At 44.1% G+C, this 18,390-nt stretch carries 19 protein-coding genes; 4 read left to right on the top strand and 15 right to left on the bottom strand.

Annotated features, from left to right (window positions below; genetic code table 11):
* Positions 1-44: 44 nt before the first annotated feature.
* The 3 genes from AC438_RS12900 to AC438_RS12890 all read right to left on the bottom strand — a co-directional run bounded on the left by AC438_RS12900 (position 45) and on the right by AC438_RS12890 (position 2,422).
* Entirely contained in the window at positions 45-1,010 is a 966-nt protein-coding gene (locus tag AC438_RS12900; RefSeq protein WP_053981679.1) for a D-2-hydroxyacid dehydrogenase, read from the bottom strand.
* A 73-nt stretch (positions 1,011-1,083) separates the two neighbouring features.
* Entirely contained in the window at positions 1,084-1,305 is a 222-nt protein-coding gene (locus tag AC438_RS12895) for a hypothetical protein (protein WP_053981678.1), read from the bottom strand.
* A 220-nt stretch (positions 1,306-1,525) separates the two neighbouring features.
* Positions 1,526-2,422 (bottom strand): glycosyltransferase family protein, encoded by an 897-nt coding sequence (locus tag AC438_RS12890; protein ID WP_053981677.1) that lies wholly within the window; start codon positions 2,420-2,422, stop codon positions 1,526-1,528.
* Positions 2,423-2,640: 218 nt separating this feature from the next.
* Between AC438_RS12890 and AC438_RS12885 the strand changes: the two genes are divergently transcribed.
* Entirely contained in the window at positions 2,641-3,537 is an 897-nt protein-coding gene (locus AC438_RS12885) for a glycosyltransferase family 2 protein (RefSeq protein ID WP_053981676.1), read from the top strand.
* An 82-nt stretch (positions 3,538-3,619) separates the two neighbouring features.
* Here AC438_RS12885 and AC438_RS12880 read toward each other — a convergent pair whose 3' ends face one another.
* Complete coding sequence (locus tag AC438_RS12880) at positions 3,620-4,501, bottom strand: ATP-grasp fold amidoligase family protein (RefSeq protein WP_053981675.1); 882 nt, start codon at positions 4,499-4,501, stop codon at positions 3,620-3,622.
* Between the two features lie 491 nt (positions 4,502-4,992).
* On the opposite strand from AC438_RS12880, the gene AC438_RS12870 reads away from it, so the two are divergent.
* Positions 4,993-5,847, top strand: coding sequence for a PhoH family protein (locus tag AC438_RS12870; RefSeq protein ID WP_238376391.1), 855 nt, complete (start codon positions 4,993-4,995; stop codon positions 5,845-5,847).
* An 80-nt stretch (positions 5,848-5,927) separates the two neighbouring features.
* Here the strand turns inward: AC438_RS12870 and glmU are convergent, their stop codons facing one another.
* The 10 genes from glmU to AC438_RS12820 all read right to left on the bottom strand — a co-directional run bounded on the left by glmU (position 5,928) and on the right by AC438_RS12820 (position 14,611).
* Positions 5,928-7,292 carry a bifunctional UDP-N-acetylglucosamine diphosphorylase/glucosamine-1-phosphate N-acetyltransferase GlmU gene (glmU, locus tag AC438_RS12865; protein WP_202904765.1) on the bottom strand — a complete coding sequence of 455 codons (1,365 nt, stop codon included), beginning with the start codon at positions 7,290-7,292 and terminating at the stop codon, positions 5,928-5,930.
* Positions 7,293-7,425: 133 nt separating this feature from the next.
* On the bottom strand, positions 7,426-7,851 hold the full coding sequence (locus AC438_RS12860) for a F0F1 ATP synthase subunit epsilon (protein WP_053981671.1): 426 nt from the start codon (positions 7,849-7,851) through the stop codon (positions 7,426-7,428).
* A 49-nt stretch (positions 7,852-7,900) separates the two neighbouring features.
* Positions 7,901-9,301 (bottom strand): F0F1 ATP synthase subunit beta, encoded by a 1,401-nt coding sequence (gene atpD, locus AC438_RS12855; RefSeq protein WP_053981670.1) that lies wholly within the window; start codon positions 9,299-9,301, stop codon positions 7,901-7,903.
* A 77-nt stretch (positions 9,302-9,378) separates the two neighbouring features.
* The gene (atpG, locus tag AC438_RS12850; protein ID WP_053981669.1) at positions 9,379-10,239 is read right to left on the bottom strand and encodes a F0F1 ATP synthase subunit gamma; all 861 of its coding nucleotides are present in this window, start codon (positions 10,237-10,239) and stop codon (positions 9,379-9,381) included.
* Positions 10,240-10,290: 51 nt separating this feature from the next.
* A complete protein-coding gene (gene atpA / locus AC438_RS12845; protein WP_053981668.1) occupies positions 10,291-11,835 on the bottom strand; it encodes a F0F1 ATP synthase subunit alpha in 1,545 nt (514 codons plus the stop codon).
* A 42-nt stretch (positions 11,836-11,877) separates the two neighbouring features.
* Positions 11,878-12,414, bottom strand: coding sequence for a F0F1 ATP synthase subunit delta (locus tag AC438_RS12840; RefSeq protein ID WP_053981667.1), 537 nt, complete (start codon positions 12,412-12,414; stop codon positions 11,878-11,880).
* Between the two features lie 12 nt (positions 12,415-12,426).
* Entirely contained in the window at positions 12,427-12,897 is a 471-nt protein-coding gene (locus AC438_RS12835; RefSeq protein WP_053981666.1) for a F0F1 ATP synthase subunit B, read from the bottom strand.
* Positions 12,898-12,947: 50 nt separating this feature from the next.
* The gene (gene atpE / locus AC438_RS12830) at positions 12,948-13,193 is read right to left on the bottom strand and encodes a F0F1 ATP synthase subunit C (protein WP_053981665.1); all 246 of its coding nucleotides are present in this window, start codon (positions 13,191-13,193) and stop codon (positions 12,948-12,950) included.
* 76 nt (positions 13,194-13,269) lie between these two features.
* On the bottom strand, positions 13,270-14,184 hold the full coding sequence (gene atpB, locus AC438_RS12825; protein ID WP_053981664.1) for a F0F1 ATP synthase subunit A: 915 nt from the start codon (positions 14,182-14,184) through the stop codon (positions 13,270-13,272).
* A 76-nt stretch (positions 14,185-14,260) separates the two neighbouring features.
* Complete coding sequence (locus AC438_RS12820; protein WP_162230740.1) at positions 14,261-14,611, bottom strand: ATP synthase subunit I; 351 nt, start codon at positions 14,609-14,611, stop codon at positions 14,261-14,263.
* A 747-nt stretch (positions 14,612-15,358) separates the two neighbouring features.
* On the opposite strand from AC438_RS12820, the gene AC438_RS12815 reads away from it, so the two are divergent.
* Together AC438_RS12815 and AC438_RS12810 are read left to right on the top strand one after the other, a co-directional pair.
* Positions 15,359-16,543 (top strand): hypothetical protein, encoded by a 1,185-nt coding sequence (locus AC438_RS12815; protein ID WP_053981662.1) that lies wholly within the window; start codon positions 15,359-15,361, stop codon positions 16,541-16,543.
* 62 nt (positions 16,544-16,605) lie between these two features.
* Positions 16,606-17,472: a hypothetical protein gene (locus tag AC438_RS12810; protein WP_053981661.1), complete on the top strand. Its 867-nt coding sequence runs from the start codon at positions 16,606-16,608 to the stop codon at positions 17,470-17,472.
* A 27-nt stretch (positions 17,473-17,499) separates the two neighbouring features.
* Here the strand turns inward: AC438_RS12810 and AC438_RS12805 are convergent.
* On the bottom strand, positions 17,500-18,390 hold an 891-nt coding region (locus AC438_RS12805), incomplete at its 5' end, for a DNA topoisomerase (RefSeq protein ID WP_238376390.1).

Raw genomic sequence — 18,390 nt, 5'->3', positions numbered from 1 at the left:
TTTTTGGTATTGAGCCAGTGTGCGCTAATTATAAAAAAGATGCCTTATTGCGCCAAATTAACGACCGGCTTACCCGCGACATAGTCTTCTATTTTTTGCATAAGTTGATTAGCCAGCGCTTGCATGGCTGTTTGGCTAGCCCATGCTACGTGCGGGGTAATAATGAGTCCTGGGTGCTTCAGTGCTTGCATTACTGAGCTATTCGCACGGGGTGGCTCTTGCGCCACAACATCTAGCCCTGCCCCAGCGAGTTGTTTGCGCTGCAGCGCGGCAATCACTGCGGCTTCATCAACAATAGGGCCGCGTGCGGTATTAATGAGTAACGCGCTGGGTTTCATCAATTTTAAGGTGTGCGGGTTGATGAGGTGTTGGGTATCGCTGGTTAATGGGCAGTGCACCGACACCACATCAGAGCGCTCAAGTAACACTGGCAGTGAAACGCAGGCATTATTGCCGACCGCTTCACGCCCTGACGGGCTATAAAAAATCACCTCCATGCCAAACGCGTGCGCCAGCGAGGCTGTGGCCATTGCGATAGCCCCAGTCCCTATTAGGCCCAATGTTTTACCGCGTAATGTATGAATGCCGCCATCTAAAAAAAAGCAAAATTGCTCGCTTTGCTGCCATTGACCAGCCTCTAGCGCTTGAGTGTAGTTTTTCAATTGTTTATTTAACGCAAGCATCAGCATAAATACATGTTCTGCGACGCTATGAGTAGCATAGTCGGTGATGTTGGTGACGACGATATTACGCTTTTTGCATGCGGCGATGTCAACGATATTAAATCCTGTGGCGGCTACGGCAATGTATTGCAGCGTGGGGCACTGGCTTAAAATAGCTTCATCGATGACCACTTTATTAGTGATCGCAAAGGTTGCACCTTGTAAATGTTTGGCGGTTTGCGTTGGCGCTGTTGTGTCATAGCTTTGCCATTGGTGTCTAAAGCGCGGAGGTGTAAAGGTGATATTGGGGGGAAAAGTACTGTGATCTAAAAATGTAATTTTATGCATAAATAAAGCTTTATTAGGAGAAACGCTATAAAAGTACAGTAATGTAAACGTTTACTAAGCCTTTTTATACTATTTAGCAGGCGTAATTACCTTTTTTACGCCGGCTTTCGCACTCTTTACGGATATTTTCGCAAGCTGTCACGCGGCCCGGTGAGGTCGGTGCTTTGCGAACACACTCATCATGTTTGGCGGCGATCTCGATGTTATCTAGCTCTGCCAGCGAGCCTTTACCGCAGGCGCTTATAGCGATACAACTAGTCATGACAGTAGTGAGTAAAGCAAAGTGAGCGTGCATAGTATGCCCATCGAGTTAAGGTTATCAGTAGCCAATAGTAGGGTGAGTTGCTTAGTGTCTTACAGTCACCCAATCATACTATGAGGTTAGACCAATGAGCTGACTTGTGCAAAAGCGGCTGCTACATTTTTTGGCTATTGGCCTTTAAGGTGACAGCCGTTAGGCTTTTTAAGCGGCCCTTAAAAAGCACTTACTGACATTAACTTGATTGAGAAGGCGACTAATATTGATCTTTTGCACGACGAATACGACTGCGTAAACGCGAAAACCACGAGCCTTTTTTATAGCGGCCTTTAAATATATGCCGAATACGATATGTGCCACCCACATCAAGGCGCACGCCCTCTGAGCCAACCAGCCAACGAAAGAGAATATCTTCATAACATTTGCGCCAGCGGTGCGTCGGTTTTTGATAAATTGAGAGTCGATCGCAATACCCCATAGCGCGGGCTACATCACCATGAACAATTTGCATAGGGCCTGTTGCCCGCGTGAGAGTGTGCTGCGTAAACTCATCGCCTTCGATGTCAATAATGGCAGGCTGCGCACCTCGCTGCACCATCGGGTCTGACTCGGCCAGCATGGGGGTAATGTTTTCATGTGAGGGGTACAAGAGCGCTTCGCGGCGGCCTTTAATGGCATCGCAAATAGTATCAATGCAATGGCCTTTAAAAATCACATCGCAATCGGTAAACCAAAGCCAATCAGCGGTTGAAGTTAAAGCTGAGCGGTTGCGGCCGATGCCACGGCGAAACAGCTCTTCTTTTGGCATTGCTTGCCAGTGCCATGTGACGTTGTTAATGGCTTTTTGACTAAAAAAATCCAGCAAGGCGGTGGTTTTTTCATCTTCTTGGGCGTAGTAAACCGTCATAATCACACGATGATTTTGCGGTGGCGTCAGCGCTAATGAGCTGAGTTGATAAGCGAGAAAGTGCGAATATTGCCAGCAATGGCTCACAATTTCGAGGGTAATGCCTTGCGTATGCGTTTTACGGGTGGCTTCGGTAGGTATAGCTGCCCTAAACCAGCGGCCCGGCACAAGCCCTGTTGCGGCTAATTTCCACAGCTGATGAATCAAAGGCTCATAGAATGGTGAGGTAGAGGGGGTTGAGGGCATAGTGAACATCTCGATGTTGATCGCTCTATTTATAGTTCTATATTGATCGCTCTATGGGAGGTAGACACAGAGACTATTGGTATACCGGTAAAAGGCTAAAAGCGAACAGCGCCATCATAGCAAACACTAGTCACTTTGCGAGCGTTGATCCGTGAGATTTCACGGAAAAAATGCTAGTCTATGGCGCATCTTATCTCATAGCGACAGCACGGGTTCTAATGATATTCTGCATCTTTTCTTACAATCGTGGACGCCACTTACTTAACTGTGTCAGCAGCATTGAACAGTGTATAGAGGCGCCCGATATCCGTGTTTTTGATGATAATAGCGATGATCCTGAAACATTAGCGGCGCTGGCTGTCATCGCTCAAAAACATACAGTGACAACCCCCGAAAATGATGCCGGCCAAAGTAAGCATGGCGGTTTGTACGGCAATATGCAGCGCGCGCTCGATAGCTTGCCGGGCGAGGCTTATGCATGTTTTTTGCAAGATGATATGCAGTTGGTTCGCCCACTATCTAAAGATGAATTAGGCGCTATCTATCAGCATTTTGAAGACTTTGAATCGATGGCATTCATGAGCCCAACTTTCTTGAAGTTATCTAAAAAAGAAAAAAGCTTAAAAAAAATACTGCCCATTGATAATACCTTTTATTTTACCCGAAAAATCATTAATCAATCGGCAGGTACCTGTTATTCAGATATCTTCATTGCTCATGTAGGGCGTTTACAAAAAAAACGTTGGACATTCGAAAACAGAGAAAAGCTGAATGAAATTCAAGCGCAAAATTATTTTGAGCCTATGCACTGCCTATTAAGCCCTTTCATTATATGGCTACCTAATGTGTCCTGCTATAGAGGCAAGAAAAAAAGCTTGGCACTGAAAATAGCCGAAAAACAATGTAAAGCAGGGCTGTACCCTGCAAAAATTATGACAAAAGAAGAGAGCGAAGCATTTATTCATCGAGATGATAAAATGCTCCCCTTTGCTGAAGATCATATTTCTATTGTGGGTGTAAATTTAAAAAAACCTTGGTCTCTTCACCCTCTTGAGGGACGCCGAGTATTAAAGTCTTTAGAAAAAATAGAACTGGCTATTGCTAAAATATTATAAGAAACAGTTAGGCATTGATGTCAGTATATGAAATATATCGCAGTGATCATTATTCATAATACGGATCAAAAATAACTATCAATTACTGTTGTAAAATAAACGATTCGCCCCACTGTCGATCTGCCTCAGCAGGTGAGAATTTAGAAAAACCTGCCTCAGGTGAAAATGTTAATTCACCAAAATAAATAGCATTATCGACCGAATAAAGATCAACCCTAACATAATTGAAGTCTTCGCTTAATTTTCTAGCGACTTCGATCATTTCTTCTAGGTTTTTAGGTTTTTGAGGCTCTTCATTAGAGTTAGGGCACTTGACGGCTAGCTTTAATTTCTCCCATGAGGTTGTAAAGTAGTCTCTTGTGTGAGCGCCAAATCGATCAGAATCAACCTGAATATAAATCTCTGTTTCATTCTTTTTATTAAATACATGAAATTTAAAATCCGTAGGGATATTACCTGAAGCATCGAGAATCATTTCTTCAAAAACGAGCTGCGGTTTAATATTCTTATAATGCCATTCTAGCTGCCTAGGGTAGAAGTTTTTGAGCAACCATTTACCCAGTTGATACTGCATTGCCGGAAAGTCAATTTTAGATTTGTCTTTTACAATCATGTTCCAGCCAGAACCGTGAGTCGCTTTTACGACAAATTGTTCGGGTAAACTCGCAAAATTGATAGTATCGACACTGTCTATAACTTGAATCAATGGAATCAAATAGTGGCTGCCTATTTTTTGGGTGACATATTCTCGAACAGCATATTTATCTGCACATGTGATAAATAATGGGTTTCTTTCATATAATTTACGATACTGTATTTTTTCATTAAATGTCTTGGGTTGATCAATGTTAAGTGTGTAGCCCAATTTTTTTTTGAATTTATGACTAATTATCTTTTTCTCACTTAAAAATGATAATTTTAAAAAATTTTGTATTATTTCACGATATTTATAAATGATTAACATTAAAGTGTTACCTTGTATATAGAGAATTTTAGATGGCGATCTAAAGCTATTCTCTTACTTTATTCGTACTGTATGTACTGCTGTAGTTGCTGGCTGTTTAAGTTATACGGCTATAGGCTGCTGATGGATACTGACTAGACGCCGAACCTTTGTGTTAGTGCCGAACTCTTGTGTTAGATGGAGTTGGCCGATTTTAGCACTTATTCAGACCAAGAGAACATTGAGCATTGTTATATAACTTGCAGAAACAATAAATATTTTAATTTTAGGCTTGGCAAAATTGTATTTTTGTTTCATAGTCTTTTAGTAGGTTTCTTTGTTGAGTGGCTTGATACCAGCGTCAATCAACAAGGTATTGCAGGGTATGGCACACGGTGTCATAGAAATGTCATTTATATCAATTTGATGGTTATCGCACGTGGCAGGGTGTGCTAAAACGCGGAGGCACTGCTAAATAGTGAGAATTAGAGTCTGCACATTAGATAGAAAGTTTGAGTTTAATTAGTTTTAACGACGTTAACCGGAGAACACAATCTATGGCTAAGCGAGCAAGTACACGGCGCAATTCAGCTTATTCTACACATAATCACTCATCTAAGCCTGCATCAGGGCGAAGTAAACAACGCAAAAAAGCTCATAAAAACCAAGAGCAAACCGCAGAGATTTTTGAGCTGAATGCTCGTCAAAACGTAGCGACAGCCTACTCCCCTAGGCTTGATACCCAACCGCTTCGCCCTCGTAACAAAGCCCAAAAAGATTATATTCACGCTATAACCGATCATTGTTTAACCTTTGGTGTTGGGCCTGCAGGTACAGGTAAAAGCTATTGTGCTGGTGCTCTTGCCGCACAGGCTATGCAAGATGGCCAAATTGAGCGCATTATTATTACACGCCCTGCGGTGGAGGCCGGAGAGAACTTAGGCTTTTTGCCTGGTGACTTAGACGAAAAATTTGCCGCCTATATTGATGCTTTTCGCGATATTTTGAATGAGCGTTTAGGTGCGGGTACCGTGAAATATTTAATGCGCCATGGCCGTATTGTGGCTGCTCCTTTAGCGTATATGCGGGGCCGAACATTTAAAGAAGATACTTTTGTCATTTTAGATGAGGCGCAAAATACGACGCCGGCGCAAATGAAAATGTTTTTAACCCGTATTGGCGAAGATTGTAAAGTGGTTATTAATGGCGATGTTAATCAAAGTGATATTAAAGGGGATAACGGTTTGGCAGATGCGATTAAGCGCTTAGAGGGCTTAAGTCGTGTTGCCATTCATACCTTTGAACGTGAAGACATTGTACGCAGCGGTTTGGTGCGAGATGTTATTGATCGCTATGAATGTGAATAATGTTTGCTAAAATTGTATTAATTGTATTAATTGTATTAATTGTATTAAGGGCTCTATAGAGCCCTTTTACCTATAAAGTCTTACGCTTTTGGTTTTTTGACGGGACGCTGCCAGCCTGTAATGGCTTTTTGTTTGGCGCGGGCAATAACGAGTTCATCAGCGTTCACGGGTTTCGTGATAATAGAGCCTGCTGCGATAGTTGCGCCGCTGGCAACACTAACGGGCGCCACTAATGCGGTATTCGAGCCAACAAAGACGTTATCGCCAATGAGAGTCTGGTGTTTATTCGCGCCGTCGTAGTTACAGGTAATTGTACCTGCCCCGACATTCACACTTTCACCAAGTTGCGCATCGCCTACATAGCTTAAATGGTTAACTTTGCTGCCCTTGCCGATAAGCGCGTTTTTGGTTTCTACAAAGTTGCCAATTTTTGCTTTATCGGCCAGCTCGGTGCCTGGGCGTAAACGTGCAAAAGGGCCTATATCGCAGTTTGCGTGTAATGTAGAGTCTTCTAAAATACAGTTGGCTTTAATGATTGTATAATCGCCAATAGTCGTATTTTTGATGACGCAGTTAGGGCCAATTTCAACGCCGTTACCCAAAACCACATCACCTTCGATGACACAGTTGATATCAATCACACAATCATCGCCACACGTTAAGCGACCACGACAGTCAAAGCGTGCCGGATCAAGTAGTGTTACACCTTGCTCCATTAATTGTTTCGCGAGCTCACCTTGGTAGATGCGCTCTAGCTCGGCCTGTTGTTGGCGGTTATTGACGCCTAGTACTTCCCAAGTATGGGCTGGCTGCGCCGTATGAATGGCAACTTTTTGCTCGGAGGCCATAGCAATGATATCAGTCAGGTAAAGCTCACCTTGAGCATTATTGCTGGTGAGTTGAGGCAGCCATTGTTTTAAATGCGCAGCATTAACCGCCATGACGCCTGTATTCACTTCGCCAATGGCAAGCTGTGCGTCAGTGGCATCTTTTTGCTCAACAATGGATGTGACTGCACCGTGATTGCGCACGATGCGACCGTAGCCTGTAGGGTTGGGTAAAGTTACGGTCAGTAAGCCCATGCTATCGGCACTGACAAGGGCCGTCAGTGACTCGAGTGTAGCTTGCTGAATAAGGGGAACATCACCATAAAGAATGAGCACAACACTGCTATCAGCTAGGTGTTCTAATGTTTGTGCGACAGCGTGGCCGGTGCCCAATTGTTGGGCTTGCACAACGCTGTGGATATCTTTTTGATTAAAGTGTTGATTAACGATAGTTGCACCATGACCTACAACCAAATGTATGGTCTTAGGTGCCATAGCGCGGGCTTTGTCTACAACATGCTGTAAAAAGGGTTTTCCGGCTAAGCTGTGCATAACTTTGGGGACAGCTGATTTCATACGAGAGCCTTTACCGGCTGCTAAGATCACAACTTCTAACATGTGCATTCCCTCAAAAAGGCGTAAATAGAGTGTATCGAGATTGGGTTTATAGGAAAAATGCAGTGACTTAATGTACTGATACAAAAAAGGGTAGCCGAAGCTACCCTTTTGTATAGTATTTAAAATGCCGAGCCTACTTTCCGGTGTTTTTACGAATAGCTTGTAAAGTACGCAATTGCGCAGAAGCTTCTGCTAGTTGAATCGCAGCACGCGAGTAGTTGATCTCGCCGCTTTGATTGCTTAACTCTTGCTCTGCGAGTTTTTGCGCTTCTAAGGCCTTGGCCTCGTCCATATCACCAGCGCGCAAGGCCGTATCAGCCAAGACAGTCACTGCATGAGGTTGAACTTCTAAGAAGCCACTATTGATATAGTAAACTTCTTCTTCGCCATTTTGTTTTTTAACACGGATGGGGCCGGGTTTGAGCGACGTAAGCAATGGGGCATGACCGTAGTACACACCCAAATCACCGTCTGAAGCACTGGCAACCAGTAGTTCAACAAGGCCGCTGAAGAGCGAATCTTCAGCGCTTACAATGTCGCAATGAAACGTCATTGCCATAATTAATTCCCCGTCAATTTAAGTCAGTTGTGTTTTAAAAACGCGCGACTTACTTAAACTTTTTGGCTTTTTCAACAGCTTCTTCCATGGTACCTACCATGTAAAAGGCTTGCTCAGGTAGGCTATCATATTCGCCCGCTAACAAGCCTTTAAAGCCTGCAAGGGTATCTTTGAGCGATACGTACTTACCTGGTGCACCGGTGAAAACCTCGGCCACATGGAAAGGCTGAGACAAAAAGCGCTCAATCTTACGGGCACGGGTTACGGTTAACTTGTCTTCTTCGCTAAGCTCATCCATACCCAAAATGGCAATAATGTCTTTGAGCTCTTTGTAGCGCTGAAGAACAGTTTGCACACCGCGAGCAATGTCGTAATGCTCTTGGCCAATAATTAACGGATCAAGTTGACGTGAAGATGAGTCAAGTGGGTCAATCGCTGGATAAATACCTTTAGCAGCAATATCACGGCTCAGTACAACGGTTGAATCCAAGTGCGCAAAGGTCGTGGCTGGCGATGGATCAGTTAAGTCATCAGCGGGTACGTATACGGCTTGGATCGAGGTGATCGAACCGGTTTTGGTCGATGTAATACGCTCTTGCAGAACACCCATTTCTTCGGCAAGTGTAGGCTGATAACCTACCGCAGAAGGCATACGGCCTAACAATGCAGAAACCTCGGTGCCCGCAAGCGTGTAACGATAGATATTATCAACGAACAATAGCACGTCTTTACCTTCGTCACGGAATTTTTCAGCCATGGTTAAGCCTGTTAAAGCAACACGTAAGCGGTTGCCAGGTGGCTCGTTCATTTGGCCGTAAACCATGGCGACTTTAGATTCGCTAAAGGTTTCAACGTTAACAACGCCCGCTTCCTGCATTTCGTGGTAAAAGTCGTTACCCTCACGGGTACGCTCACCAACACCTGCAAACACCGATAAACCTGAGTGAGCTGTGGCAATATTATTGATCAGCTCCATCATGTTAACGGTTTTACCAACACCAGCACCACCAAATAAACCGACTTTACCACCTTTAGCAAACGGGCAAACTAAGTCAATCACTTTGATGCCTGTTTCTAAAAGGTCGGTGCTTGCTGATAACTCATCATAAGCTGGCGCTTTACGGTGGATAGAGGCACGCTCTTTCTCACCGATCGGGCCACACTCATCAATAGGGTTACCCAATACATCCATAATTCGGCCTAGGGTTTCGATACCCACAGGCACATTAATAGGCGCATTGGTATTTTCGACAACCAAGCCACGGCTGATGCCTTCGGAAGAGCCCATCGCAATAGCGCGGATTACACCGTCACCTAATTGCTGTTGCACTTCCAAAGTCAAACCTTTGTCGGCTACGGTTAATGCATCGTAAACCTTAGGTACGGCGTTACGTGGGAATTCCACGTCAATCACCGCGCCAATAATCTGCACGATCTTTCCGCTACTCATTGGAGGCTTCCTCTAAATTTAATTTTTTTAAAGCTAAAACACGTTCGTTTGATGCGGGGGTTTAAACCTAAAAAGGCTTAAACCGCCGATGCACCACTTACAATTTCTGAAAGCTCTTGTGTAATCGCCGCTTGACGCGCCTTGTTATACACCAACTTCAAATCGTCAATTAAGTCACCCGCATTGTCGGTAGCGGCTTTCATGGCCACCATTCGCGCTGCTTGCTCACACGCGCAGTTTTCAACGACTGCTTGGTAAACTTGGCTTTCTATGTAACGAACAAGGATACCGTCTAATAATGTTTGAGCGTCTGGCTCATAGACATAATCCCATGCGTGCTTTAATTTATTATCGTCTTCGGGTTCAAGCGGTAATAGCTGCTCAACCGAAGGCGCTTGTGTCATTGTGTTAACAAATTCATTGCTCAATAAGTACAACTTATCGATTTTGCCGGTGCTAAAGGCATCGAGCATCACTTTGATGCTACCAATAAGATGCTCTAAGCTGGGGTCTTCACCAATATCACGTACCGAGGCAACCACATTGCCACCAACACTTTTAAAGAAGGCCGATGCTTTAGCGCCAATCAAGCAAAAATCTGATTGTACGCCTTTATCTGCCCACTCTTTACTGCTGGCAACGGCTTTTTTGAAGATGTTAATGTTCAAACCACCACACAAACCACGGTCACTAGAAACCACAATGTAGCCTACACGTTTTACATCACGCTCTTGTAGGTAAATGTGTTTGTATTCAAGGTTTGCATTGGCGATGTGGCCTACTACGCTACGCATGCGCTGCGCATAGGACTTGCCTTTTTGCATGCGGTCTTGTGCTTTACGCATTTTACTTGCTGCTACCATTTGCATAGCATTCGTAATTTTTTGCGTATTGGTAATACTCCCAATCTGGGTACGTATCTCTTTTCCGCTAGCCATATTATCTCTCGCAGTTTAGGGAGTACGCCAAAACGTACTCCCAAAAAGGATTTACCAAGTCTGCGTTGCTTTGAATGTTTCTAAGCCTTGCTTTATGCCTTGTGCTATCTCGTCGTTATAACCACCGGTGCTGTTGATAGTATTCATCAGCTCGGCGCATTCAGAGTTAAAGTAGGCTAACAATGCAGATTCGAAGTCGCCAATTTTCTCAACGTTAACGTCTTTCAAAAAGCCTTCGTTAGCGGCATAAAGTACAACAGCCATTTCACCAATAGATTGTGGTGAGTACTGCTTTTGCTTCATCAATTCGGTAACACGCTGACCGTGCTCCAATTGCGCTTTCGTTGCTTCGTCGAGGTCAGATGCAAACTGAGAGAACGCCGCTAATTCGCGATATTGAGCTAATGCAGTACGAATACCGCCTGATAGCTTTTTAATCACTTTAGTTTGCGCAGAACCACCTACACGCGATACCGAAATGCCGGCGTTCATTGCTGGACGGATGCCGGCATTGAAAAGGTTGGTCTCTAAGAAAATCTGACCATCAGTGATCGAAATCACGTTAGTCGGAACGAAGGCAGAAACATCGCCTGCTTGCGTTTCAATGATAGGTAAGGCGGTTAAAGAACCCGTTTTACCGGTCACTTGACCGTCAGTAAGCTGGGCAACGTAGTTTGCATTAACACGTGAGGCGCGCTCGAGTAAACGTGAGTGCAAATAGAAAACATCACCGGGGTAAGCTTCACGGCCTGGTGGGCGCTTAAGAAGCAATGAAATTTGACGGTAAGCCCAAGCTTGCTTGGTCAAATCATCATAAATAATCAAAGCATCTTCGCCACGGTCACGAAAGTATTCGCCCATGGTGCAACCCGCAAACGGAGCCAAAAATTGCATAGCGGCTGGGTCAGAAGCTGTTGCAGCAACAACAATGGTGTGATCCATTGCGCCGTGCTCTTCTAATTTGCGCACAACGGCTGCAACAGAAGAAGCTTTTTGACCAATGGCAACGTAAATACATTTAATGCCGGTGCCTTTTTGGTTGATGATAGCATCAACCGCTACAGCGGTTTTACCGGTTTGGCGGTCACCAATAATCAACTCACGCTGACCGCGACCGACAGGTACCATGGCATCAATAGCTTTAAGGCCAAGTTGAACAGGTTGATCAACCGATTGACGAGCAATAACACCAGGTGCAATTTTTTCGATTGCGTCAGTTTTGCCGCTGTTAATAGGACCTTTACCGTCAATGGGAATACCCAAAGCGTCGACAACACGACCTAATAGTTCTTCACCAACAGGTACTTCCAAAATGCGGCCAGTACACTTACAGGTTTGACCTTCGGCTACGCCTTTATAGTCACCCAGTACAACAGCGCCAACACTGTCGCGCTCAAGGTTTAAGGCAATACCAAAAATGCCGCCTTCAAATTCGATCATTTCGCCGTACATAGCGTCGGCAAGACCGTGAATGCGGATAATACCGTCAGTAACAGACACAATAGTGCCTTCGTTCTGTGCGGTGGTTGCAACGTCTAAACTGTCAATACGTTGCTTAATAATTTCACTGATTTCAGAAGGATTCAGCTGCTGCATTCTCTATTCCTCAGTCCTAATGCGTTTGCTTAGGAGTTCAGGTTATGAGTTCATGGCGTCAGTCATTTTGGCCAAACGACCTCTGACTGAACCATCGATTACGGTATCACCCGCGCGAATAATAGCGCCACCTATCAGGCTCTCGTCGATAGTGCTTTCGAGAGTCACGACTCGGTCGAGCTTCTTCGTGAAAGCAATCACTAACTGTGCCTGTGACTCTGCCGATATTTCAAAGGCAGTAGTCACATTAATGTTAATGGCTTTTTCGAATTGAGCTTTTAAGTCGGCAAATAGGGTTTCGATAAATGGCAATAAAGCCAAGCGCTTATTATCGGCGAGGACACTAACAAAGTTTTTAATCTTGTCGCTAAGCTCGCTACCGCAGACATCGGCAAAAGCAGCGCTTTTTTGCGCTGCCGTTAGGCCGGGTGCTGCTAGCAGTTGCTTAACCTTTGACTCACTCGATACGGCTGCTGCAATTGCTAATGCATGAGCCCACTCATTGAGTTGGCTATCAGCATAAGCAGATTCAAAAGCAGCGCGCGCGTAAGGTCGTGCGAGCGTGGTTAGTTCTGCCATAACAGTCTCCGCTTATAGCTCTGCGGCTAGTTTATCTAGCATGGCGTTGTGTACATTAGCATCAACACTGGCACCAAGAATTTTCTCGGCACCGGCAATCGCTAAGGCAGATACTTGGCCACGAAGCTCTTCGCGCGCTTGGCTTACCTGGCGATCAACTTCAGCTTGCGCTGCAGTTTTGATACGCTCAGCTTCCATTTGCGCTTGAGCTTTCGCTTCGTCTACGATTTGGCTTGCGCGTTTATTCGCTTGCTCAACAAGTGTTGCTGCTTGACTTTTTGCTTCAGTAAGCTTCTTGCCAGCTTCTTGCTTTGCTAACTCTAAATCTTTATCGGCTTTTTCGGCGTTTTCCAAACCCTTGGCAATTTTTTGTTCACGCGCTTGCATTACACTTAACAGTGCAGGCCAAACGGCTTTCATGCAAAACAGCACAAAAAACAAAAAGGTTATAGATTGACCGATTAGCGTTAGGTTGATATTCACACCAACACCTCTTGCGTTAATTTGTTGAAAAAGTCAGTTTTTGCCAACAATTAAGCAGCCATACCCGGCGCAACAACGAAAATCAAGTACATACCGATACCTACACCAATCATAGGTACAGCATCTAAAAGACCAGCCATAAGGAACATTTTGGTTTGTAACTGAGGACCTTGCTCTGGTTGGCGAGCAGCGCCTTCTAATAATTTACCACCTAAAAGGGCGAAGCCAATACCGGTACCTAAAGCGGCTAAGCCAATTAAAAAAGCGGCTGCAAAATAAACTAATGAAGCTGACATGGTTATATCTCCAAGGAAGTTAAAAAATAAAAAGTGAAAAAGTGTTTGGCCTAGCGCATAGCGCTAGGCATCAAAATTAGTGATCTTCGTGAGTATCGTGCGCCATAGCCATATATACCGTTGTTAATACCATGAAGACGAATGCTTGGATGGTAATCACTAAAATATGGAATACAGCCCAGCCCCACTGCAACGCACCGGCAAATATACCGAGTATTGCACCGGCACCAAACATAATAGCAATAAGAATAAAAATCATCTCACCAGCATACATGTTGCCAAATAAACGCAAGCCGAGAGAAACAGGCTTTGAAACTAACGCAATGGTTTCGAGTACAAAGTTGATAGGGATAAGGAAAATATCAATGTAAATTTTGCCTGAATGAAAGGGATGCAACGTAAGCTCTTTCAAAAACCCTATGGCACCTTTCTTTTGGATAGAAAAGAAGATCATTAAGGCAAATACAGTAAAGGCCATACCTAAAGTAGCGTTAGGATCCGTAGTGGGCACAACCTTAAAGAACAGATGATCATTACCAGAGATCTTAGCGGCAGCAATGGGTAGCCAGTCAACAGGCACAAGATCCATGAGATTCATCAAGAAGACCCATACAAAAATAGTCAAGCCCATCGGAGCAACCATTTTGTTGGCATGGTGAAAGGTGCCTTTAACGGTTGTATCGATAAACTCGACAATAAGCTCAATAAAGCTCTGTATGCCTGTAGGTTTACCTGCAGTTGCTTTTTTGGCGGTGCGCCAAAAAAACAGGCTAAAAATAGTACCTAGTACAATACCCCAGCCTAGGGTGTCTAAGTGCAAGCACCAAAAACCCATGTCAGAGGCCTCTTTTGAGGTATGAGCAAGAGTCCACATATCTTGGCTAACGATAGTACCATCTGCACGCTCGTAGCCTGCAGGTAGCTTGCCGTAAGCTAAGTTTTGTAAGTGGTGTTGAATGTACGCTGTCGGGGTAAGGTTTTCACTCGCCATAGTTAATTCAAAGTTTCAAAGTTAAAAAAATGTTAACGCAAAGGTCTTAGGTTGCGAGCTATCTCACATAACGGCCTTAACGACTGTCATTTTTGCCAATGAACGTCGCAGCCACAATGTGGGCGGGAATCATCAAGCAAAAACTAACAAATACAATAGGAATGGCAAGTGTAGTGCCAAACGCAAACACTAGGGCAAAGCCCATAGCTACCAGCGAAAACTTGCCAGCTTGGCCCCTATAAAATGACTGTGTCATTAAGGCAGCCTGCCCTGCTTTACTATATCGAAAAGCATAGAGCGTAAAATACAATGTCGGTAGACTAAAAACCAACCCACCCCAAAAAGCAGATTGAGCAATAAGCCACGCTGATGACGTAAATAGTGCGCCATAAGCAGTCGCTAGCAAGACTACAATACATAAACTCACTCCATGGCCTAATAAGACTAAAACCTGCGGGCTTTGTAGCACATATCACCTACGTTCAAGGAGCTCATTTACAAACATATTGCCCAGTCACAATCACCTATAAACTATGTGGTTGTTTTTTGGCCTATCCAAAAGCGCGTGGATTATAGAGTTTATGCCGAGCCTATTCAACAGCTGCTTGACATCTAGATTAAAAAGATTAAAAACATACGATTTTAGATGGTTTTGGTTATTGTAGACTGAGTAAATAGTCGCAATGTGGTTGAGATCTGTCGACATTTATTGGCAGGCTGGCGCCACTAGACTTAAAATACCTAGCTTAGCGTTATAAATTAGCTTGTTGGGTATATTAGGAGTTAGCAAAATTGTTAAGTTTTCACCCGTTGTTAGATTTATATAAGGCTAAACTGAAGGCTAAGGATGGCTAACGCGTGAGATAATGGGTGGATGATTGGCAGTTAGAGCGGTTTTTGTTCAAAAATGCGACAGGTTTCTGCTTTAACGGGTGGCTATGGGGCGCTATCTCGCGCACAATAACAACCAGCTAAATCTGCACGAGCTTGCACCGCTATATAATGTCAATATTTAGCATGCATTACAGTTCGAGGTGCAATAGCTCCAAAATCGAACATTTTTTACACAATGTGATCTGGTTTTCAGCAAGACCGCTATAAATCGTGCATCATTCACCTTGTGTTGTAACAATAATTCAATGTGCATCTTAAAAGAAAGCACGGAGGAAGAGGAATGATTAAAACTTATCGTAACGGGCTTTTAGCGGCCGCAATTGCATTGACAGTTACTTCTTGTGGCGGTGCATCTGATGAAAACCCATTAAACGACCCGGATATCGGTGAAAATGTTAGCAACAGTGATACAGCGACATTACAAGGTATTGCTGACCTTATGGCTGGTGTGATTGAAGAAATCATGGGTACTGGTTCAGTTGTTTTTGATACTATCAGCGTTGTCTCTGATGATAATACCTCTGTAGGTAAACTTTTAGGCAGTGATTTGGCTAGCGGTGCAACCCCCGTTGGTGTTGAAACTAACGTTGGCGCATTGTGTGGCGGTGAGGCTAAATACCCCTTAAGCTCTGATATTGAAGCGGCTAACTACTTTGAGATGGACGTATTGGTCGATATTGTCGATAAAGATAACCCTACGGAAAAAATCACACCTAAGTTTTCAGGTCTTGCAGAGCTTGCCACCGGTAATTTAAGAACAAATTTAAATATGAGCTTCCGGACTTGTAACGAGCCCGTTCACACCTACGATGAAGATGACACTAATAAGATCATTGGTAGTGAGCCTCGTGTATTAGATGGTGGCTTTGTTGTTGTACTCGCGACTGAAACTAATATCGCCGGCGAAGCTGCCAACAACAAAGACTTTGAGTTAACCGGTAAAATCACTATGGACAATTATTTTGTTCAGACTGATTTAACAAAAAAACCAGATGTTATATCGGGTGGCTTTAATCTGTCACTGGCTACCGATAATGTTGACGCAGGTAATTACACGGCATACATTTACGGTAATATTACTACTAACACAGGAAGTAAAGAAGGCTATAACGTTTTAGACTTTACCGCAGATGGTCAGATTGGTTTAGATGAGACAGATGGTATTGAAATTAAGTCTTATGATGTTCTGTTAAAAGGGAATATCACAAGTACTGTTCCAGGGGCTGTAGGCTCTTATCGCCTGTTTACCGATGGTACCTTGCAAAAAACAGCCGGCAGTGCTGAGGGTATTTACCCAACAAGTGGTAGAATCGGCATTATCGATCAAAACACTGGCTATACTCATTATGCAACAGCTGATGCTGATGGCTTAAATTATGACCTACAACAAGATGATGGCACCCGAAAAGATGCTAAATGTACTTGGGACGAAATAGATAATGATACATGTGATGTTACCCTATAAGTAACACTCTGCTATTATTAAGGCCCGCTCTGAGCGGGCTTTTTTTTGCGTGGGAGAAGGTAATGATTAAAGCTCAATGGTTATTGGGTCTATTGCTTAGTGGTTCATTTGCAATTGAGGTAAATGCACAGCAGCACCAGCTAGGTATACACGGTGGTGGTACTGATTTTACGTGGCGCGAATATCTACTTAATAACGATGATGTTAAGCGCGAGGCCCTAATAGAAGAAGGTACTCTTGGTGCCTTTGGTTTAGATTACGCCTACACTGATAAGGGAAGTAAATTTAAAGCAGACTTTACTTTCTCCTCAGGCAGCATTGACTATTTCGGTGAAATTAATGGTGGTACAGCTGGTGAGCGCTTTTCATCAACGACCGATTATGACCTTTACACCATAGAGCTAGAGTACGGCGCTTGGTTTGAGATGGATTATATTAAGCCCTATGCGGCAGTATTTGGGGGTTATGAGCAAAAAAATCGTCTAATTAATCCACTACGCTCACCCGGTGGAGGTCTAGATGAAAAATTTACTCATTGGTATTTTGGTGCACTTCTTGAGGCTGAGATATTTAGCTGGAATGGTTTGAGCATGGATGTAGGCGGTAATATTAGCCGTACCGTCAGAGGCGAAAACGATGTCATTGGTTTTACTGTAAGTGCTGAGGGCGCGCGCACTGATGATTATCAAGGTACTGTTGAGCTTAGAGCGGTATACGCCTTAAATTTATACGGTCGTATACATTATGATTTTTTGTCAACATGGCGTGCAAGTTTCGTTGTTGAGTCTGGTTTTGCGGATATGGATAAAAGTAAACCTACTAATATACCCTTTAAGCTTAAGGGCACAACTTTTAACCGTACTATTGATCAGCCAGAGGTTGAGCAAGAAACCACTTATATTGGCTTTAGGCTACAAAAAGCTTTTTAAGTCTTAGGTAGTGAACATTTATTGATGTTAAGAGGAACTCTTGAGGCTCCTTTTTTTTGGCCTTGGCTTGCTCGCACTACCCTGCGGCCTTTTGCGTTTTTTAAAGGGTGCGCGGGTGCTTTTTAACCCTCTAAAGCGCTCGCCCTCTACTTTGCTCATCACCTCGGGTAATACGCGCTCTAGGTTTTGCATAAAATCTTGGTAGTTAGCTTGTTTATGGCAAATGGCATCCAATAATGACTCCCAGTGGGCGGTCATATCGGGTGTTGTGGCTTCGCTGGGTAGGCTGGCAATGAGCGCTTTACCGGCGTCTGTGGCGCATAAGTTTTTACCTTTGCGCTCAATAAAATTGCGCTGGGTTAATAAATCTAAAATACCGGCTCGTGTCGCTTCGGTGCCTAGGCCGTCGGTATCTTTTAGTATTTTACGGATACTGGCATCTTGTACGTGTTTATTAATGCCGGTCATGGCCGCAATTAAGGTGGCATCGGTATAGGGTTTAGGGGGGCTGGTTTGTTTTTCGATAACTTCGCCGGTATTGCAAAAAGTCGTATCGCCTTTATTGAGCGCAGGCAGCTCACGGGGCAGAGTATTGTTGTCGCTTGTCGGCGAGCCTTTTGAGTAGAGCGCCCTCCACCCCTCTTCAACAATACGCTTAGCTTTAGTCAAAAAGTCACCGGTTAATATCTTAATGGTGACGGCGGTTTCGTCAAAGCTATGTACAGGGTAAAACTGTGCCAAATACTGGCGGGCAATAAGCTCGTAGACTTTGGCCTCGTCACCACTGAGTGTTTGGCTGCTTAGCTGTCGTGCAGTAGGAATAATGGCGTGATGAGCGGTGACCTTTTTATTATTCCAGGCAGCATTTTTTTGTGTGGTATTGACACCCTCACACGCGGATTGTAAAGGCGGGCAATT

This window comes from Marinagarivorans algicola (assembly GCF_001292705.1).
GTDB classification, from domain to species: Bacteria; Pseudomonadota; Gammaproteobacteria; order Pseudomonadales; family Cellvibrionaceae; genus Marinagarivorans; species Marinagarivorans algicola.
This window is presented reverse-complemented; position numbering and strand designations above follow the sequence as displayed.

Bases quoted from the DNA above. Each gene is read 5' to 3' on its own strand.
- AC438_RS12900 (WP_053981679.1), bottom strand. From the start codon at position 1,010: ATGCATAAAATTACATTTTTAGATCACAGTACTTTTCCCCCCAATATC.
- AC438_RS12895 (WP_053981678.1), bottom strand. From the start codon at position 1,305: ATGCACGCTCACTTTGCTTTACTCACTACTGTCATGACTAGTTGTATC.
- AC438_RS12890 (WP_053981677.1), bottom strand. From the start codon at position 2,422: ATGCCCTCAACCCCCTCTACCTCACCATTCTATGAGCCTTTGATTCAT.
- AC438_RS12885 (WP_053981676.1), top strand. From the start codon at position 2,641: ATGATATTCTGCATCTTTTCTTACAATCGTGGACGCCACTTACTTAAC.
- AC438_RS12880 (WP_053981675.1), bottom strand. From the start codon at position 4,501: ATGTTAATCATTTATAAATATCGTGAAATAATACAAAATTTTTTAAAA.
- glmU (WP_202904765.1), bottom strand. From the start codon at position 7,292: ATGTTAGAAGTTGTGATCTTAGCAGCCGGTAAAGGCTCTCGTATGAAA.
- AC438_RS12860 (WP_053981671.1), bottom strand. From the start codon at position 7,851: ATGGCAATGACGTTTCATTGCGACATTGTAAGCGCTGAAGATTCGCTC.
- atpD (WP_053981670.1), bottom strand. From the start codon at position 9,301: ATGAGTAGCGGAAAGATCGTGCAGATTATTGGCGCGGTGATTGACGTG.
- atpG (WP_053981669.1), bottom strand. From the start codon at position 10,239: ATGGCTAGCGGAAAAGAGATACGTACCCAGATTGGGAGTATTACCAAT.
- atpA (WP_053981668.1), bottom strand. From the start codon at position 11,835: ATGCAGCAGCTGAATCCTTCTGAAATCAGTGAAATTATTAAGCAACGT.
- AC438_RS12840 (WP_053981667.1), bottom strand. From the start codon at position 12,414: ATGGCAGAACTAACCACGCTCGCACGACCTTACGCGCGCGCTGCTTTT.
- atpE (WP_053981665.1), bottom strand. From the start codon at position 13,193: ATGTCAGCTTCATTAGTTTATTTTGCAGCCGCTTTTTTAATTGGCTTA.
- atpB (WP_053981664.1), bottom strand. From the start codon at position 14,184: ATGGCGAGTGAAAACCTTACCCCGACAGCGTACATTCAACACCACTTA.
- AC438_RS12815 (WP_053981662.1), top strand. From the start codon at position 15,359: ATGATTAAAACTTATCGTAACGGGCTTTTAGCGGCCGCAATTGCATTG.
- AC438_RS12810 (WP_053981661.1), top strand. From the start codon at position 16,606: ATGATTAAAGCTCAATGGTTATTGGGTCTATTGCTTAGTGGTTCATTT.